Origin of the sequence: Pseudomonas sp. 58 R 3 (genome assembly GCF_900006605.1) — a bacterium.
GTDB lineage: Bacteria > Pseudomonadota > Gammaproteobacteria > Pseudomonadales > Pseudomonadaceae > Aquipseudomonas > Aquipseudomonas salomonii.
The window spans coordinates 211,481-227,776 of sequence record NZ_CVTT01000052.1; the positions used below are offsets into that span (position 1 = coordinate 211,481).

Below are 16,296 nucleotides of genomic sequence, written 5' to 3' on the forward strand. Positions count from 1 at the left end.
CGCGAGCAGGGAATCAAACTGAAGCGGCTGTTACGTAAGGGAAATACCTCGTTAGTTCAACGTCGAGGCTCTATTCCCACGCGCACAAGGTCAGCCCCCCTATGAACAGTATTTCCAGTCAGGTCATCGCACGCCCTGCGCCTGCTCCAACGTTGCCTCTGCTCCCCCCGCTCTCAAGGCAAAAGCGTGACACATCTGCCGCGCAGGAAGAGCAGGCCACCCCACGTGCCAATGGAGACAGCGAACTGGCAATGCAATACGCGATCGCCCTGAACCTGGCTGGCCGTCGTACTCAGGTTAACGACTTCGATCACATTCCTCCCCACTCCACCTTTGGCCAATGGTGGCGGCACTTGCATGATGCCTTCCAATCGCCCGATGTTCAGCAGTGGATCAAGGCCTCCGGAATTGACCCCGCCTCGATAAAAATCGATGCCAAATCAGGTCAGATATCCTTTTACCTTGAGCGTTCTCTTGACCCGCTACGCACGTTGCACACGCTGGGTCAGGACGACAGCCAGTGGGCTGCTCTGAGCGGGCCTATCCTTGAGGCCGCAAGCGTCATAGAGGGCGAAATTCCTTTTGCACCTCCCGTCAATAGCCCGGACGCACCCGTGCCCTGGAGGCTGGTCGGTCGGTTTTATCAGGAGCCACAGAACCTGACGCAGTCCGGCATGCTCAAGCGAGCGGACGAAATCAGCCACCGGACGTATAACTTCAATCCCCTCGACCCAACCCGCTTTGCGGACAAGATCCAGGCGCGCAGCGAAGAAACACTTCAGCATCAGAAAGCGGCGCTGGGTGACATTCACAACTGGCACCGGGCAGGCGCTGCACTGCAACGCCTGGCGATGGCCCTGGAAGATGGCAGTAAAGAGATCGAGGCACTCCAGACCGAGTTGAAACAGGCGCTGCCTCTGTCGGCAGTCAGCACCTATCGGGCCCCCGGCATTGGCGCCTCAAACGAAGTCAGCCTGCAGCAGTTTCTACAGGATCATGGCTGGGATATCCCCACCAACTCCGAGCAACTGGAGAACCTGGCCAGTGCCCTCCTCACGCCGAATTTCAAGGCCGCCCCCCATGGCAACCTGGGCGGCGCGCTGGCGTGGCCCGAACCGCTCGCGCCGGACGACCAGACACGACTGAGAAGTTATATCAGCGAGGGGAAATTCGGCGACCTCAGTTTAAAACCCTTCAAGAATGTCCTGGACTATCTGCTCAACGGCCGAGCGGTCTCCGCGCAGGAACAGCGCAATCCCAGACAACTGATCGACAGTTTGATCAGTTCACCCCGGGGCGCGGCACTGGGCGAGGCCATTCAAGCCACATTCGAAGCGCGCTCCGTTAAAGGCAGTGCCAACGACTGGCTGCTGGCAGCCTTGGGCGTGGGGAAATACCCCAATGGCGGCGGTGCAACAAGTATTGATGGCTACCCACTGGTGTCGGCGAACAACAGCCACAAATCGCCATCGACGGTGGTCAAGGAGCTGGAGTCGCATATGCTCGCCGGCGGCCGCGCCGACTCCGCGCAAACAGCATCAGTACAGGCCTACGCCATGCTTGCCAGTCGCGCGCCGCAGTTTCTGGTCGAGGGTATCCCCAAAGAGGTGACGGTGGGCTCACACAGCTGGGTCAGCTTCACCACGGCGGTTGCCCGCGTGGAAGCAAAAGCGCCGGGCGCGACAGCCAAAATGGACTATGCGCAAATCATGCTGGCGGCCGACACTGCACCGATCTCGCACGAGGAAAGGCAGATTGAATATGCTGCCCAGAACGAAGGGATCAAAGCATGGGCTGTTGCCAATGGTTTGGGCTATCCAACGAGTGATACCGACTTGGATGAGGTGCGCAAGGCCTACGACCTGCATGTCGGCGAAATGAGCGAAGCGGCCGCACTGCCAACCCCCGAGGCGCCGACCACCAAAGCCATTGCGCTCGAACATCTGAAAAAAACCTTCCCCGACATGGACCCCGCGCTGTTTGAGCAAAAGTGCATTGAGTCCAAACCCTACACCTACCAATTCCCCGGCCCCTACTCACTGTTGGACCTGTACATCGATGGCAGAGCGCTCAGGTCCCCACCACCGGACTCCGACAGAGGTGAGCGCGGGGCGTGGGTCTCATCATCAGACAAAATTGATATCAACGATGCACTGGCAAAACTCAAACCCCTGCCGGATCCCGTCAAGCAATTCAACGCGGACTTTCGCGAGTACGCTGATTCCGTGAAGAAGATCACGTCGGCGCAACTCAAGTTTCTGATTTCCAAACTGCCTCTGGAAGACCGGCAGAATCTGGAGTTCGGTGAAATCGCCGTGCGCAGAGAAATTGACTACGATAGCCCCAGTCATCCCCTGCGTACTGAAGAAGGGGTGCTGTTGGTCGAGACCCGACGCACTGTCAACGGCCAAATCAATGTCATGACCTACGCCATCGACCGACTGAAGGGCACTGTCACCCGGCGGCCGGGCAAGGTTTATAAAGAAAGCCAACCCTCCGAGGGTTGGTATTCTGCCCGAGGCAAACGATACGACCGAATAAAACCCGAGGGTGAGTACCCCGCAGGGATAACGCAAGAACGCGAAGGCGCTACAGGCGTACCGAAGAACTTTGCCAGCGCCAGAACCCAGTACCTGGTCGATGCAATGGTCGAGGACATGGAGTTGCCTGCGTTGGGCGCCTACTCCAGGGGAACCACGACCTTTCAGACTGAACACCGCACTGTCGAAACTATTCGCGAGGTCATACTGGGCCTGATCCCGTTCAGGTCCGCCATTAAGAACTTCAACGAAGGCAGGACGGCTGACGGCGTTGTCGACCTGGCGTTCGATATCTTTGGTTTCGTGGTCGGCGTCGGCTCCGCCGCCAGGGCCGCGAGAGCTTCGTTCGCCGGTGCTTCCGCGCTGTCGAAAGCTGCCAAGGTGTTTAAGATTGTTGGACGGGCGGCAGCAAGCTCGCTCAATCCGTTGGGGGGTGTTGATGACCTCGCGCGCGGGGCTGCAAGGGGGGTGAAGTTTGTAGCGGGCAACGCCCACAAAGGCGTCAATTACCTGCGCGGTTCTTACCGCAATGTCGACCTGTTGAAATTGGCAAAAAAGGCCGATATCGCTGAAGGAACATTCAGGGCTACCAACAGTGCTCACCCCAGTAAGGCCCTGGCTAAATTCGATGAGGCGACCCGGAAGTGGTACGCCGTGGATCCGCGCACGCAACAGGCCTATGGCACACCGCTGGAGAACTTTGTCCCGGCCGTGCCCACGCCCGGCGACGCGAACAGTTTGCGCGCAATCGCCAGCGACGACGCCATCCGGACCGCAAGCCAGCAGCACGGCCTGGCAGCCACCGGGACGACCAGGGTGGGGCAAGCGACAGTCGAGCGCCAAGCCGTAATGTTTCAGGGCAATTGGCATGAATACGATGCGGTGAAGCAGCGCGCGATTGGCCCCCCCTTGAAAGACTTTCAACCCAACCGCGTGGCTGCCAGTGGAGATGTACGCTCGCTGGACGACCTGCACGGCTATGAAGCCCGCTACATCGCGGCGGACGAGTTATCGACCACGGGCTTGCAGAACAACGTGTTTGTCGGGCGCAGTAAACGGGAATATGTGAAGGTTGATGGCAGGCTCTTTGAGTCCCAGGTCAAAGACGGCCAGCGCGTCATCCGCCACCCGGACGGCACGAGCCCCGCCATACCTGTCAAGGATCTTGGCCCTTCAGGGTGGGCCCCTATCTCCCGCTCCGAACGCCTGCTGGGAGGCGCCAGTGGAGCACCGACGCCTTTCAGATTGGGGGATGGGGTCTTCGTCGTGCCGATGGACGATATTAAACGCGTGGAAACTTCAGGCAATCCTTTCAGGGTCAATTACAAAAACGTTGATCAGGAAGTTCTCTTCGACAGCACAGCCGGTGCATGGAGAAGTACCCACGAACAAGGTAAGCACTATTACTGGCGAAGCGCCAAAGGCCAATGGCAACGGGGAACACTTGAAGAATCCAGAAAGGCTAAAAAAGCCACCGACCACCACTATAACTTTGTTGATATTTCGTCGATCCCCAGAATTCCCACACAACTGGCTCCTGTGCCCAAAACACTGAATTACTTTTGGGCGGGCCAGGAAATCCCCGCCCACTTGGTGGAAAACATGGCCAAAAACGCTTCCCGAGCCCCCGGGTATAAATCAGTCCTGCACGTGGACGCCGACAGCCCTGCTGTTTTTAAACAAATCGAAAGCAAATTGAAGGAGAAAGTGCCTGGCGTGACGGTGCTGAACCTTAATGAAGATGCCGCATTCAAACAGTTGAAGAACGGTGAAATGTACAGCTATTTCCGACAAGGCCAAGGGAAGAATCTGGCCGCCGCTTCGGATGTAGCCCGCTACCCGATCATGAATAAGCACGGTGGTTTTTATCTGGACACCGATGATCTCATCCAAAGCAACGTCGATGCCGTCGATATAGCCGCAGGTGCCGACGATGTGCTGCTCGGTTTGCCCGTGACACATCAAGTGGCCGATTATAAAACGTTCTATAACACCAGTAACTTTGCTACGCGCCCCGGCAACCCGGTGCTTGACGAGATGATCAGGGAGATGAATAAACGGTTTTCGGCTAACAAATCCTACTTTACGAACAATCGACCGACGGTCACCCGCGGCGCCGATGGCAGCGTCCAATTCACCCCGGAGTTCAAGGAATACGAGGCAAAAATATTCGATACCGTAGGGCCGAATATGTTTAACGACACGCTTAAAACGAAAAGGCCCGACATGTACGACTTGGGTTTGGATGGCCTCACTAAAGAAGCAACGTTGGTCGATGGCAAACTCGTGTCGCAGGGACCGGTCGTCAACATTCAACAAAGGATGAGTGAGGCCTATGCGCATCAGGGCATGGTGGTGCCAATCATAGCGCCCGTACAGATCAAGCAGACCAAGGAGCATTACTTCCCGCTTCGCTACAAATTCAATGTGAAAGTGGGGGCCGACCATTCCTGGATCAATACCTGATCGAATCTGATTGAACCTGCACCGAGCCGTGGTCCTCCAACCGAGATAGACCACGGCCCGGTACATGCTCGATGACGTTTATTTTATGGATGGCCGTACTCGGCGCCGTACTGCTCACCCTCGCCCTCACCTCCTCCTACCTGCGCTGGATGCCGGTGACCACCTCGGCGGTGTGCCTGCTGCTGGGCGTTGCCATTGGCCCGCTGGGCGTCGACCTCCTGGGCTTGGATATCAAAGGCTCGGCGCGCTGGATGGAGCACCTGACCGAAGTCGCGGTGCTGTTCTCTCTATTTGTCAGCGGCTTGAAACTGCGCCTGCCGCTCAAGCATCGTACCTGGCGCGTAGCGTTTGGCATGGCCGGGCCGGTGATGCTGCTGACCATCCTTGGTGTAAGCCTGGCGCTGCATTATGTGTTTGCGTTGTCCTGGGGCGTGTCGCTGCTGGTCGGCGCGATTCTGGCACCGACCGACCCGGTACTGGCCGGGCTGGTCCAGGTCAATAATGCCCAGGACTATGACGCGCTGCGGTTCGGCTTGTCCGGTGAGGCCGGTTTGAATGACGGGACCGCCTTTCCGTTTGTGATCTTTGCCCTGCTGTTTATGCAACACGGCGGATTTGATGGCGACTGGTTCGGTGGCTGGGTCCTGAAAAACCTGGTGTGGGCGGTCCCCGCCGGATTGTTGATCGGTTATTGGATGGGGCGTGGTATCGGCCGTGTGACCCTGTGGTTGCGTATCACCCATGCCGACAGCACCTTGTCCCCCAACGACTACCTGACCCTGGCGCTGATTGCCCTGGCCTATGTGGCCGCCGAGGCCGTGGGCGGTTACGGCTTTTTGTCGGTGTTCGCCGCCGGGCTGGGTTTGCGCCAGGCGGAGTTCCGCTCCACGGGGCACTCGCAGACGCCCTCGGAGCATTTGGCGTTGCCGGTGGTGGGCCATCTGGAAGTGGAACCTGAGCGGGCCCTGCAAGGCGATGTCAGCGAACTGCAAGATACGCAAATTGCTGCCGGCGTGATGATGGGCGACATGCTCTCGTTCGGCAGTTTGGTGGAGCGCTCGATGGAAGTATTCCTGGTGACCGTGCTGGGCATTGTGCTGGCCAGCCACTGGGATTGGCGCGCGCTGCCGGTGGCTGCGCTGCTGTTTTGCGTGATCCGGCCATTCAGCGTACTGGTCATACCCTGGGGCCGCCTGATCAGCACGCGGCAGCGCGGCTTGATGGGCTGGTTCGGCATTCGCGGTATCGGCAGCATTTACTACCTGTTCTACGCGCTCAACCACGGGCTGGTCGGCACCAGCAGCGCGTTGGCGGTAAACCTGACGATTTCAGTGGTCGCCTTGAGCATCGTCGTTCATGGCCTGAGCACCCAACCGATGCTTGCCTGGTATGAACGACGCGCCAAGGCGAACCCTCAGTCCTGATGTTCGGTGTTGCCTACATCCGCGGCATCATCCAGATCGTTGAGCGGTACTTCTGCATCATCCATCAATGAGCCCGGGTCTTCGTTGCCCGGGTCATTGAGTTCTTCTTCATCATCGAGTTCCTGGGACATGACTGTCTCCTCTAACCGCCTTGGGTGTCGATATCAGCATCGGTTTCAGGCTTGGGCGCACGCTCAGGCTTGAAGTCTGGACTGTAGTCGTTTTCCCGCGCTTTGGGGTCGCTGGCAGGCTTCGGGTCTTTGGGCGCATGGGCAGCGGTGCCGGGCGCCGGCTCGCCGCCATCGATGGCCGGGTCGTTACGGTTGCTGGTTTGGGGGTCGTTGCTGGTGTTCATAAATCACCTCTGTGTAAAACGCACAGTGCGTAAAGTTAAGGTTCCAGCCAGCGCCACGAAGTTCAAATTGCTTAAGACACCGGGTTATCCACCTGGATATAAAACGCATAGGCGCCCAGCAGCACCCAGAACACCATGAACAGCCACGGCGCACGCATGGAGAACAGCAGCGACTTGCGATAGCCCTTATGGGACGACTCGGTCTCGCAGAACAGCGGTGAATCGTCATAGGCCAGGCCCATCACCGGCTCGCTGCGCAGCAACTCGCTCTGCTTGTAGTGCCAGTGGTCGATGATTTCGTAGGCGGCACGAATACCCGGCCAGGCGTTCAGTGAGCTGAGAATGCCGAGGGCGGCCAGAAACGCCGGCACGATCAAAGTAAAAAACTTGCCCCACTCCGGGTTCAGGTTGCCCATGCCGGAGACAAACGCGATCACCAGGAACGACTGGGCCGTGAGGTAAGCGTCGGTGCGGTTGGCCAGGATGCTGGTTTCGTACTGGATTTCACGGCGGTAGAAGTCGAGGCGGTCCTTGGGCGAACCGAAGATCTTGGCATTGTGTTCGCTGTGATCGTCCACGGCAGCGGCCGGGGTATTGGCAGAGATGATTCTGGGCACGACGTGCTCCACAAGGTGACGAAACTTGTTAGAAGAATCGGGCCTGGGTGAAGTTCAAGTTTGTTCCTGCACCAATTGAGCGCATGCACTGCACCCTTGTAGTGAGCGGGCTAGTGCGGCGAGCGCTTTTGTAGCGAGTGAGCTTGCTCGCCACAAGGTAATCACTCCCTTGACACCGTTCCGGCACAGGCATTGCTTAATGCATTCATCTGCCCGGATACAGGAGCATTCGTTACCCCCCGACCCAGAGCCGACCCCATAAGAAAGTAAGGACCAGGCCCGTTGGCACCGTCAGCCACAGGCTCATAAAAATATGCGTTTTTTTAAGCGGCAGTGCCACCCAAGGCAACCCTGGGCACTGACAAGGTACTGGAATGGCTCGATCTTTCTTTGATGAAATGAATGACGCAAACGGCGCCTGCCGTGCGCACTATCAGGATTTCTCCCGCTGGCTGGCCAATACGCCGCCGGAACTGTTGGCCCAACGGCGTCGCGAGGCCGATTTGCTGTTCCACCGCGCCGGGATCACCTTCACCCTCTACGGCGACGAACAAGACACCGAGCGCCTGATCCCCTTCGACATCATCCCGCGCAGTATCCCCGCCAGTGAATGGGCCGTGATCGAACGCGGCTGCATCCAGCGCGTGAATGCGCTGAACATGTTCCTCGCCGATATCTATCACGACCAGCGCATCATCAAGGCCGGGATCATCCCGGCAGACCAGGTGCTGGGCAACGAGGGTTATCAGAAGGCCATGGTCGGGCTGGACCTGCACCGCGATATCTACTCGCATATTTCCGGCGTGGACCTGGTACGCGACGGCGACGGCACCTACTACGTGCTCGAAGACAACCTGCGCACCCCCAGCGGCGTGAGCTATATGCTCGAAGACCGCAAGATGATGATGCGCCTGTTCCCGGAAGTGTTCGCCAAGCAGCGCATCGCGCCGGTGGACCACTACCCCAACCTGCTGCTCAAAACCCTTAAAAGCGCCAGCCGGCTCGATAACCCCAACGTGGTCGTACTGACGCCGGGGCGCTTTAACAGCGCGTTTTTCGAACATGCGTTCCTGGCGCGGGAAATGGGCGTGGAGCTGGTCGAAGGCGCCGACCTGTTCGTGCACGACCTGAAAGTGTTCATGCGCACCACCGACGGGCCCAAACCGGTGGACGTGATCTACCGGCGTATCGACGACGCCTTCCTCGACCCCAAGGCCTTCAACCCGGATTCCATGCTCGGCGTGCCCGGCCTGGTCGCCGCTTACTGCGCCGGCAATGTGGTGCTGGCCAATGCGATCGGCACCGGCGTGGCCGACGACAAGTCGATCTACCCCTATGTGCCGGAAATGATCCGCTTCTACCTGGACGAAGAACCGGTTTTGCAAAACGTGCCAACCTTCCAGTGCCGCAAGCCGGATGAACTGTCCCACGTGCTGGCCCATCTGCCCGAACTGGTGGTCAAGGAAACCCAGGGCTCCGGCGGCTACGGCATGCTGGTCGGCCCGGCGTCGAGCGCCGCCGAGATCGAGGACTTCCGCCAACGCATCAAGGCACGCCCTCACGCCTACATCGCCCAGCCGACCCTGAGCCTGTCCACCTGCCCCACCTTCGTCGAAAACGGCATCGCACCCCGGCACATCGACCTGCGCCCGTTCGTGCTCTCGGGCAAGGAAACCCGCCTGGTGCCCGGCGGGTTGACCCGTGTGGCGTTGAAGGAAGGCTCGTTGATCGTCAACTCGTCGCAAGGCGGCGGAACCAAGGACACCTGGGTGGTGGAGGGCTGAGTATGTTGAGTAGAACCGCCGCAGATCTGTACTGGATGTCCCGTTACCTGGAACGTGCCGAGAACCTGGCGCGCATGTTGGAAGTCAGTTATTCGCTGTCGTTGATGCCCCAGGCCGGGCGCAGTGACGGGCTGGATGAACTGGCCATGTCGCTGCTCAGCAGCGGCACGCTGGACAGCTACCTCGAACGCCATAAACAACTGGACGCCGAACGCATGCTGCACTTCTTCGCCCTCGACGAAGAAAACCCGGCCAGCATCTACAACTGCCTGCGCGCGGCCCGTGGCAATGCCCACGCCGTACGCGGGCGCATCACCGCCGACATGTGGGAAAACCTCAACGCCACCTGGCTGGAAATGCGCAGCATCGCCGCCGGCGGCCTGGCGCGCCATGGCATCAGCCACTTCTGTGACTGGGTCAAACAGCGCTCACACCTGTTTCGCGGGGCCACCTCCGGCACCATCATGCGCAATGACGCCTACCGGTTTATTCGCCTGGGCACCTTTGTCGAGCGTGCGGACAACACCTTGCGCCTGCTGGATGCGCGCTACGAGATGTTTGGCGAGGAATCGGAGGAAGTCAGCGACCTTTCGGCACGCGGCTACTACCAGTGGAGCGCCCTGCTCCGTGCGCTTTCATCGTTCGAAGCCTATACCGAGCTGTACCCGAATGCGCTGAATGCGCGCTCGGTTTCGCAGCTGCTGCTGTTACGCAGTGATGTACCTCGCTCACTGCATGCGTGCATCGAGGAGTTGAGCCATATCCTCGCCGATTTGCCCGGCAGTTACGGGCGCACAGCCCAGCGCCTGGCGGCCGAGTTCGAAGCGCGCCTGCGCTATACCGGCATCGATGAGATCCTGGAGGACGGCTTGCACAGTCGGCTCACGGACTTTATCGACACCGTGCGCGAACTGGCGCGGGCGATTCACAGCTCCTACCTGGAAGTGGTGTGAGTGCATTCGGGTTACTTATCTGTCAATTCGGGTGATTGACCCTGCTTGAGTGCCGCTCTTATGTTGGGCAGGTGAACGACCTTCCCAACATAAGAACAGGTACAGCCCATGTCCGAACTCCACCTGAATCCCGCCGCCGCCCACACCCTGCAACGCTGGCACGCCATGCTGGCCACTCGCGACCTCACCGCCCTGCCCGAACTGCTCGCGCCTGACGCGGTATTCCGCTCGCCCATGGCCCACACGCCCTACCCCGGCGCGCCGGTGGTGTCGATGATTCTCAACACGGTGATCAAGGTGTTCGAGGATTTCGCCTATCACCGTGAACTGGCGAGTGCCGACGGGCTTAACGTGGTGCTGGAGTTCAGCGCACGCGTGGGCGAAAAACAGCTCAAGGGCATCGATATGATTCGCTTCAACGAACAGGGGCAGATCGTCGAGTTTGAAGTGATGGTGCGCCCCTTGAGTGGGCTGCAGGCACTGGGTGAAGAGATGGGCCGCCGGCTGGCGCCGTACCTGGCCAAGGCCAAATCCTGATGACGATCGTTCCCACGCTCCGCGTGGGAATGCCTCTTGTGACGCGGAGCTTCACGTCTTGGGACGCGGAGCGTCCTGGGCTGCATTCCCACGCAGAGCGTGGGAACGATCAGTCCGGGTGGTTATTGGTTTTTGACTAATACCGGCTCGGCGCGGTACTGGTCGGGGAACAGTTTCTTGAGTTGCGCCACCTTGGGCAAATCATTGATTACGATGTAAGGGTAAGACGGGTTCTCGGTCAGAAAGTCCTGGTGATAGGACTCCGCCGGATAAAACGTCTTGCCCGTCTCGACCAGGGTCACGATCGGCTTGTCGAAGGCTTTGGCGGCGTCCAACTGGGCGATATAGGCCTGGGCGACTTTTTGCTGTTCGGCATTTTGCGCGAAAATTTCCGAACGGTACTGGGTGCCGCTGTCCGGGCCCTGGCGGTTCAGTTCAGTGGGGTTATGGGCCACCGAGAAGTAGATCTGCAACAGCTTGCCGTAACTGACTTTGCTTGGGTCGTAAGTCACCGACACCGACTCGGCGTGGCCGGTATCGCCGTCGCTGACCGACTCGTACTGGGCCGTGTTTGCCGCGCCGCCGTCATAGCCGGACACGGCGTTTTTCACGCCTTGCACATGCTGGAACACGCCTTGCACACCCCAGAAGCAACCACCGGCGAACACCGCGGTTTGCAGGTTGTCGGACTCGGCGGGCAGGTCCATGGCCGGTGGTGCGATCATCACCGCGTCATCGGCACCACCGAAGGAGAACGCCGAGCTTTGGCCGACGAAAGCGGCGAAGGCCAGCGCGGGTAAAAATTTGAGCAGCTTCATCACATTCACTCCAATGCAACTGAATAAACAGGGCCAAAATGTGGGAGCGGGCTTGCTCGCGAATGCGGTCCAACAGTCACAAAAGCTTTGGCAGATCGAACGCTTTCGCGAGCAAGCCCGCTCCCACACTGATTGGGTTATCACTTCATGTCAGGCTTAGCCGAAGGTGAAGGCATACGCCGACACATGCGGGTCGAGAAATTCGATGCTGAACGTGCGGTCTTTAACGCCGGCTGGCTGACGCACCAACTGGTACAGACGCTGCTCGGTCACCGTGCCACTGCCATCCGGCGCCACATCGGTGCCATGAGCATCGCCGGGCGCCTGGCCATCAATCGTCACCTTAAAGCGCACCGGCTTGCCATCGGCGCCAGGCCCCAGCACCAGGTGCAGGTCACGGGCATGAAAGCGGTAAACCACACGCCCACCGGCCTGGTCGAGGGTGGCTTGCTGGCCGCCGACATTCCATGGGCCTTCCAGGGTCCAGTTGTTCAGGGCCAGGTGGCCGGCCGCCGGGTAATTCACGACTTTGTCGGTGCCTAAGGTGCCGGCAGTGACGAAATTTTCCGCACGCTGAAAGCCCAGGTAGGTTTCCGGCGATTGCACCTCGTTCATGTCCGGCGCCTGCTGCACACCCTTGGCATCAGCCTCGATCAAGCCACCGGCGACGTGGCTTGCACCGGCCTCACGCAGCAGTTGCTGAATCACCCGCTCCGACTCGGCGTAGTCGCCTTCACCGAAGTGGTGATAACGAATCTGGCCCTTGGCATCGGCGAAGTAATGCGCCGGCCAGTATTGGTTGTTGAAGGCGCGCCAGATCTTGTAGTTGTTGTCGATCGCCACCGGGTAGGTGATGCCCAGGTCTTTCATGGCCTTGGTGACGTTATTCACATCGCGTTCAAAGGCAAACTCCGGGGCGTGTACGCCGATCACCACCAAACCCTGGTCTTTGTATTTCTCGGCCCAGGCTTTGACGTACGGCAAGGTGCGCAGGCAGTTGATGCAGGAGTAGGTCCAGAAATCCACCAGCACCACTTTGCCCTTAAGGGCCTCGGCCGTCAGCGGCGGGCTGTTAAGCCATTGCACCGCGCCCTCCAGCGGCGGCAGCGTGCCTTCGATCGGCAGTGTGTCGCTGTGGTTGGCCGCCGCCATCATGGCGCCACCGGCCATCATCGCCCCGCTCTTCTGTGCGGGCTTGGCGCTCAATTGATCCACCAGGCTTTGTTCCAGGCCGCCGGTTGAGGCGGTCGACAAGCGTGACAGCACGCCCGTGTCCAGGCCCAGGGCGATGGCAGCCACACCGGCCAGCATCAGCGCACCCAGGCCACGGCGCAGCCATTCACCGGCGCCGAGGGATTTTTTCATCAAGCCAAAGACTTTACCGCCGACCAGCAAGGCCAGGGCCAGGGAGGTGGCAGCCCCGGCGGCGTAAGCCAGCAAGAGCAAGGTAGTGCCGATGCTGGCCCCTTGCAGCGCGGCGCCGGTCAGCACCAGCCCCAAAATGGGCCCGGCGCAGGGTGCCCAGAGCAAACCGGTGGCCACGCCGATCAGGAACGACGCGCCCGGACGCGGTTTGGCATCGGCCCCGGCGGCTTCCGACAAGCGACTGCCGGCGGCCACCAAGGGCCGCGTCAGGCGCTCCGACAGGTGCGGCAGCAACAGCGTGAGCCCGAACAGGGCAACGCACAGCAACGCGAGCCAACGCCCGTATTGATTGACTTGCACCACCCAACCGCCGCCCACCGCAGCCAGTGAGGCCACCAGGGCGAATGTCACCGCCATCCCCGCTAACAGCGGCAAGCCACTGCGCATAAACGGCTGCCCGGTGCGAGCGAAGACAAAAGGCAGAACAGGCAGGATGCACGGGCTGACAATTGTCAGCACGCCGCCCAGATACGCGAGAACCAGCAGCCACATGGGATCGACCCTTATACGAATTAAAAATAGACATCGGCTTAAGCCGCCGTAAACGTCATGGCGACGCCATTCATGCAATAGCGCAGCCCGGTAGGCGCCGGGCCGTCGTCAAATACGTGGCCTTGATGGCCACCGCAACGGCAGCAGTGGATTTCCTTGCGCACCACGCCATAGGCAGTGTCGACATGGCTGGCGACCGCGTTGTCCAGCGGCTGCCAGAAGCTTGGCCAGCCGGTGTGGCTGTCAAACTTGGTGGTCGAGGAGAACAGCGGCAATGCGCAACCGGCACAGGCAAAGGTGCCGGCACGGTGTTCATCATTGAGTGCGCTGCTGTAAGGGCGTTCGGTGCCCTCCTCACGCAGCACGTCGAATTGCTCGGCCGTCAGCACGCTGCGCCACTGGGCTTGGGTGTGGTTGACCTCAAAGGTCTCGGCCGCTTCGACCTCGGTGACCATGTTCAGCTGTTTCAGCAGGCCTCCGGCCAAGACGGCGACGCCCAGGCCACCACCGGCCAGCAGCATTTGTCGACGTGAGTACATGGCGTTCTCCTCAATGAGCAATGTCGCCATCCTGAGCCTTGGACGGTCGCGAAATCCTCACGCAGAGTTAAACAATTCGTGATAACTACACTGTGTCAAAACCCGCACAATGCGCGGACTACAAGCAAAGGTTTTCTGTTATGGATCAGCCCAAACGTGTCCTGGTGGTCGAGGACGATGCCCATATTGCCGACTTGATCTGCCTGCACCTGCGCGACGAGCAGTTCGAGGTGGTGCACAGCGCCGACGGCACCGAAGGCCTGGGCCTGCTCGAGCAAGGTGGCTGGGATGCGCTGATCCTCGACCTGATGCTGCCCGGCGTCGATGGCCTGGAAATCTGCCGCCGCGCCCGCGCCATGGCGCGCTATACACCGATCATCATCACCAGCGCACGCTCCAGCGAGCTGCACCGCATCCTCGGCCTGGAGCTGGGCGCCGACGACTACTTGGCCAAGCCGTTCTCGATGCCGGAGCTGGTGGCACGGGTCAAGGCCCTGTTGCGCCGGGTCGACGCCATGGCGCGCAACCTGAAGATGGACGCCGGCAGCCTTGAGCTGGGCGCGTTGTTCATCAACCCGCTGACCCGTGACGCCACCCTGCAAGGCCAGCGCCTGGACCTCACGCCGCGGGAATTCGACCTGCTGTACTTCTTTGCCCGCCAGCCCGGCACAGTCTTTTCGCGCATGGACCTGCTCAACGCGGTGTGGGGCTACAGCCACGAAGGCTATGAGCACACCGTGAACACCCATATCAACCGGCTGCGCGCCAAGGTCGAGGTCGACCCGGCCAACCCGGCGCGCATCCTCACGGTGTGGGGCCGTGGCTACAAATTCGCCGAGAGCGCGCCATGAAGCTGACCCTGACCCAACGCCTGTCGGTGGTGTTTGCCGTGTTGCTGGTGATCTGCAGCGGCACCTCGGCCTGGCTGCAGGTGCGCTCCAACCACATGCATGAACTGGAAGTGGTGCAAGGTCTGTCCCGCGACTTGGCGGCGCACATTGCCCGCGACACCCAACTGATGGACGCCGACGGCCTCAAGCCGGATGCCGTGCGCAACCTGTTCAGCCAATTGATGCTGGTAAACCCAAGTGTCGAGGTGTACCTGCTTGATATCGACGGCCGCGTGGTCGGTAACGCCGCCCCCAGCGGGCATTTGCTGCGTGACCATGTGGACCTCGCGCCGGTTCGGCGCTTTCTCAGCGGCGCCATGCTGCCGATCCTTGGCGACGACCCGCGCAGCGTCGACGGGCGCAAAGTGTTCAGCGCTGCGCCGCTCAAGGCCAGCGGCCAGCAAACCGGTTTTCTGTACGTGGTGCTGCTGGGCGAAGCCCATGATGTGTACGACGCCAAGGACGCCACCGGCATGGCCTTGAAGATCGCCCTGTGGTCCATCGGCCTGATCGCCCTGCTGTGCCTGATGGCTGGCCTGCTTGCCTTTGCCTGGATCACCCGGCCACTGCGTCAACTGACCGACAAGGTCGGCCGGTTCGACATTAACGGCGCGCCGAAAGCCGCCGAAACGACGGTTCCCGAACTCGACAGCGGCGATGAAATCGCGGTGCTCGATCACGCCTTCGTGCAGATGCAAAACCGCCTGGGCGAACAATGGCGCGCCATTACCCACCAGGATCAGGAACGCCGCGAGATGGTCGCCAATATTTCCCACGACCTGCGCACACCACTGGCATCCTTGCATGGCTACCTGGAAACCCTGTCCCTCAAGGACGCGAGCCTGAGCCCCGAAGAACGCCGGCGCTACCTCGGCATCGCCTTGGACCAGAGCCGCAAAGTCGGCGGGCTGGCCCAGTCACTGCTGGAGCTGGTGCGCCTGGAGCATGGTTTTGTGCAGCCGGTGATTGAGGGCTTTTCGCTGCCGGATCTGGTGCAGGACATCTTCCAGAAGTTCGAACTCACCGCCGAAGCCCGCGCCATTACCCTCACCGCCACGCTACCGCCCAAAGTGCCGACGGTGTTGGCCGACCTGGGGTTGATCGAGCGGGTACTCACCAACCTGCTGGACAATGCGCTGCGCCATACGCCGGTGAATGGCGAAGTCGAGGTGATCCTGGCCCCCGAGGCCGGTGCCGTGGCGGTCATCGTCAGCGACAGCGGCCCGGGAATCGATGCCGAGCTGCGCGAAGGCTTGTTCCTGCGCGCGTTCACCATCGGCGGCGCACGCCGCGATGGCGGCTTGGGCCTGCGCATCGTGCACCGCATTCTGCAATTGCATGGGCGCAGCATCCAGTTGGTGGAACGCCCTGGGCACGGTGCAACCTTCAGGTTCTCCCTGGAAACCCGCGCATCCGTGCGTTGACTGGCTTTCCTGTGGGAGCTGGCTTGCCTGCG

Annotated in this window: 13 protein-coding genes; 7 read left to right on the forward strand and 6 right to left on the reverse strand. The window is 60.4% G+C overall.

Annotated elements, in window-relative coordinates; genetic code table 11:
- Positions 1-101 precede the first annotated feature (101 nt).
- Both BFP92_RS14850 and BFP92_RS14855 read left to right on the forward strand, forming a co-directional pair.
- Positions 102-5,006, forward strand: coding sequence for a glycosyltransferase family 32 protein (locus BFP92_RS14850; protein ID WP_239694268.1), 4,905 nt, complete (start codon positions 102-104; stop codon positions 5,004-5,006).
- Positions 5,007-5,077: 71 nt separating this feature from the next.
- Positions 5,078-6,430 (forward strand): cation:proton antiporter, encoded by a 1,353-nt coding sequence (locus tag BFP92_RS14855; RefSeq protein ID WP_065930077.1) that lies wholly within the window; start codon positions 5,078-5,080, stop codon positions 6,428-6,430.
- Here the strand turns inward: BFP92_RS14855 and BFP92_RS31725 are convergent.
- From BFP92_RS31725 to BFP92_RS14865, 3 genes are all read right to left on the reverse strand, one after another.
- Positions 6,421-6,561 carry a hypothetical protein gene (locus BFP92_RS31725; protein ID WP_163005441.1) on the reverse strand — a complete coding sequence of 47 codons (141 nt, stop codon included), beginning with the start codon at positions 6,559-6,561 and terminating at the stop codon, positions 6,421-6,423. The two genes, BFP92_RS14855 and BFP92_RS31725, sit on opposite strands and share 10 nt — an antisense overlap.
- A gap of 11 nt (positions 6,562-6,572) precedes the next feature.
- On the reverse strand, positions 6,573-6,785 hold the full coding sequence (locus BFP92_RS14860) for a hypothetical protein (protein WP_065930078.1): 213 nt from the start codon (positions 6,783-6,785) through the stop codon (positions 6,573-6,575).
- Positions 6,786-6,856: 71 nt separating this feature from the next.
- A complete protein-coding gene (locus tag BFP92_RS14865; RefSeq protein WP_058420258.1) occupies positions 6,857-7,402 on the reverse strand; it encodes a hypothetical protein in 546 nt (181 codons plus the stop codon).
- A 374-nt stretch (positions 7,403-7,776) separates the two neighbouring features.
- On the opposite strand from BFP92_RS14865, the gene BFP92_RS14870 reads away from it, so the two are divergent.
- From BFP92_RS14870 to BFP92_RS14880, 3 genes are all read left to right on the forward strand, one after another.
- Positions 7,777-9,186, forward strand: coding sequence for a circularly permuted type 2 ATP-grasp protein (locus BFP92_RS14870; protein WP_065930079.1), 1,410 nt, complete (start codon positions 7,777-7,779; stop codon positions 9,184-9,186).
- Positions 9,187-9,188: 2 nt separating this feature from the next.
- The gene (locus tag BFP92_RS14875; protein WP_065930080.1) at positions 9,189-10,139 is read left to right on the forward strand and encodes an alpha-E domain-containing protein; all 951 of its coding nucleotides are present in this window, start codon (positions 9,189-9,191) and stop codon (positions 10,137-10,139) included.
- Positions 10,140-10,247: 108 nt separating this feature from the next.
- Positions 10,248-10,676, forward strand: coding sequence for a nuclear transport factor 2 family protein (locus BFP92_RS14880; RefSeq protein WP_065930081.1), 429 nt, complete (start codon positions 10,248-10,250; stop codon positions 10,674-10,676).
- Between the two features lie 122 nt (positions 10,677-10,798).
- Here BFP92_RS14880 and msrA read toward each other — a convergent pair whose 3' ends face one another.
- From msrA to msrB, 3 genes are all read right to left on the reverse strand, one after another.
- Complete coding sequence (gene msrA / locus BFP92_RS14885; protein ID WP_065930082.1) at positions 10,799-11,494, reverse strand: peptide-methionine (S)-S-oxide reductase MsrA; 696 nt, start codon at positions 11,492-11,494, stop codon at positions 10,799-10,801.
- Between the two features lie 156 nt (positions 11,495-11,650).
- On the reverse strand, positions 11,651-13,411 hold the full coding sequence (locus BFP92_RS14890; protein ID WP_065930083.1) for a cytochrome c biogenesis protein DipZ: 1,761 nt from the start codon (positions 13,409-13,411) through the stop codon (positions 11,651-11,653).
- Positions 13,412-13,449: 38 nt separating this feature from the next.
- Positions 13,450-13,950 carry a peptide-methionine (R)-S-oxide reductase MsrB gene (msrB, locus tag BFP92_RS14895; protein WP_065930084.1) on the reverse strand — a complete coding sequence of 167 codons (501 nt, stop codon included), beginning with the start codon at positions 13,948-13,950 and terminating at the stop codon, positions 13,450-13,452.
- Between the two features lie 140 nt (positions 13,951-14,090).
- Here msrB and BFP92_RS14900 point away from each other — a divergent pair, with 140 nt between their 5' ends.
- Complete coding sequence (locus tag BFP92_RS14900; protein ID WP_065930085.1) at positions 14,091-14,801, forward strand: response regulator transcription factor; 711 nt, start codon at positions 14,091-14,093, stop codon at positions 14,799-14,801.
- Positions 14,798-16,264, forward strand: coding sequence for a sensor histidine kinase (locus tag BFP92_RS14905; protein WP_065930086.1), 1,467 nt, complete (start codon positions 14,798-14,800; stop codon positions 16,262-16,264). Before BFP92_RS14900 ends, BFP92_RS14905 begins: the two co-directional genes overlap by 4 nt.
- Positions 16,265-16,296: the final 32 nt, after the last annotated feature.

Excerpts from the sequence above, each read along its gene's own strand:
- BFP92_RS14900 (WP_065930085.1), top strand. The coding sequence starts at position 14,091 with ATGGATCAGCCCAAACGTGTCCTGGTGGTCGAGGACGATGCCCATATT.
- BFP92_RS14880 (WP_065930081.1), top strand. The coding sequence starts at position 10,248 with ATGTCCGAACTCCACCTGAATCCCGCCGCCGCCCACACCCTGCAACGC.
- BFP92_RS14850 (WP_239694268.1), top strand. The coding sequence starts at position 102 with ATGAACAGTATTTCCAGTCAGGTCATCGCACGCCCTGCGCCTGCTCCA.
- BFP92_RS14875 (WP_065930080.1), top strand. The coding sequence starts at position 9,189 with ATGTTGAGTAGAACCGCCGCAGATCTGTACTGGATGTCCCGTTACCTG.
- msrA (WP_065930082.1), bottom strand. The coding sequence starts at position 11,494 with ATGAAGCTGCTCAAATTTTTACCCGCGCTGGCCTTCGCCGCTTTCGTC.
- BFP92_RS31725 (WP_163005441.1), bottom strand. The coding sequence starts at position 6,561 with ATGTCCCAGGAACTCGATGATGAAGAAGAACTCAATGACCCGGGCAAC.
- BFP92_RS14890 (WP_065930083.1), bottom strand. The coding sequence starts at position 13,411 with ATGTGGCTGCTGGTTCTCGCGTATCTGGGCGGCGTGCTGACAATTGTC.
- msrB (WP_065930084.1), bottom strand. The coding sequence starts at position 13,950 with ATGTACTCACGTCGACAAATGCTGCTGGCCGGTGGTGGCCTGGGCGTC.
- BFP92_RS14860 (WP_065930078.1), bottom strand. The coding sequence starts at position 6,785 with ATGAACACCAGCAACGACCCCCAAACCAGCAACCGTAACGACCCGGCC.
- BFP92_RS14870 (WP_065930079.1), top strand. The coding sequence starts at position 7,777 with ATGGCTCGATCTTTCTTTGATGAAATGAATGACGCAAACGGCGCCTGC.
- BFP92_RS14855 (WP_065930077.1), top strand. The coding sequence starts at position 5,078 with ATGACGTTTATTTTATGGATGGCCGTACTCGGCGCCGTACTGCTCACC.
- BFP92_RS14905 (WP_065930086.1), top strand. The coding sequence starts at position 14,798 with ATGAAGCTGACCCTGACCCAACGCCTGTCGGTGGTGTTTGCCGTGTTG.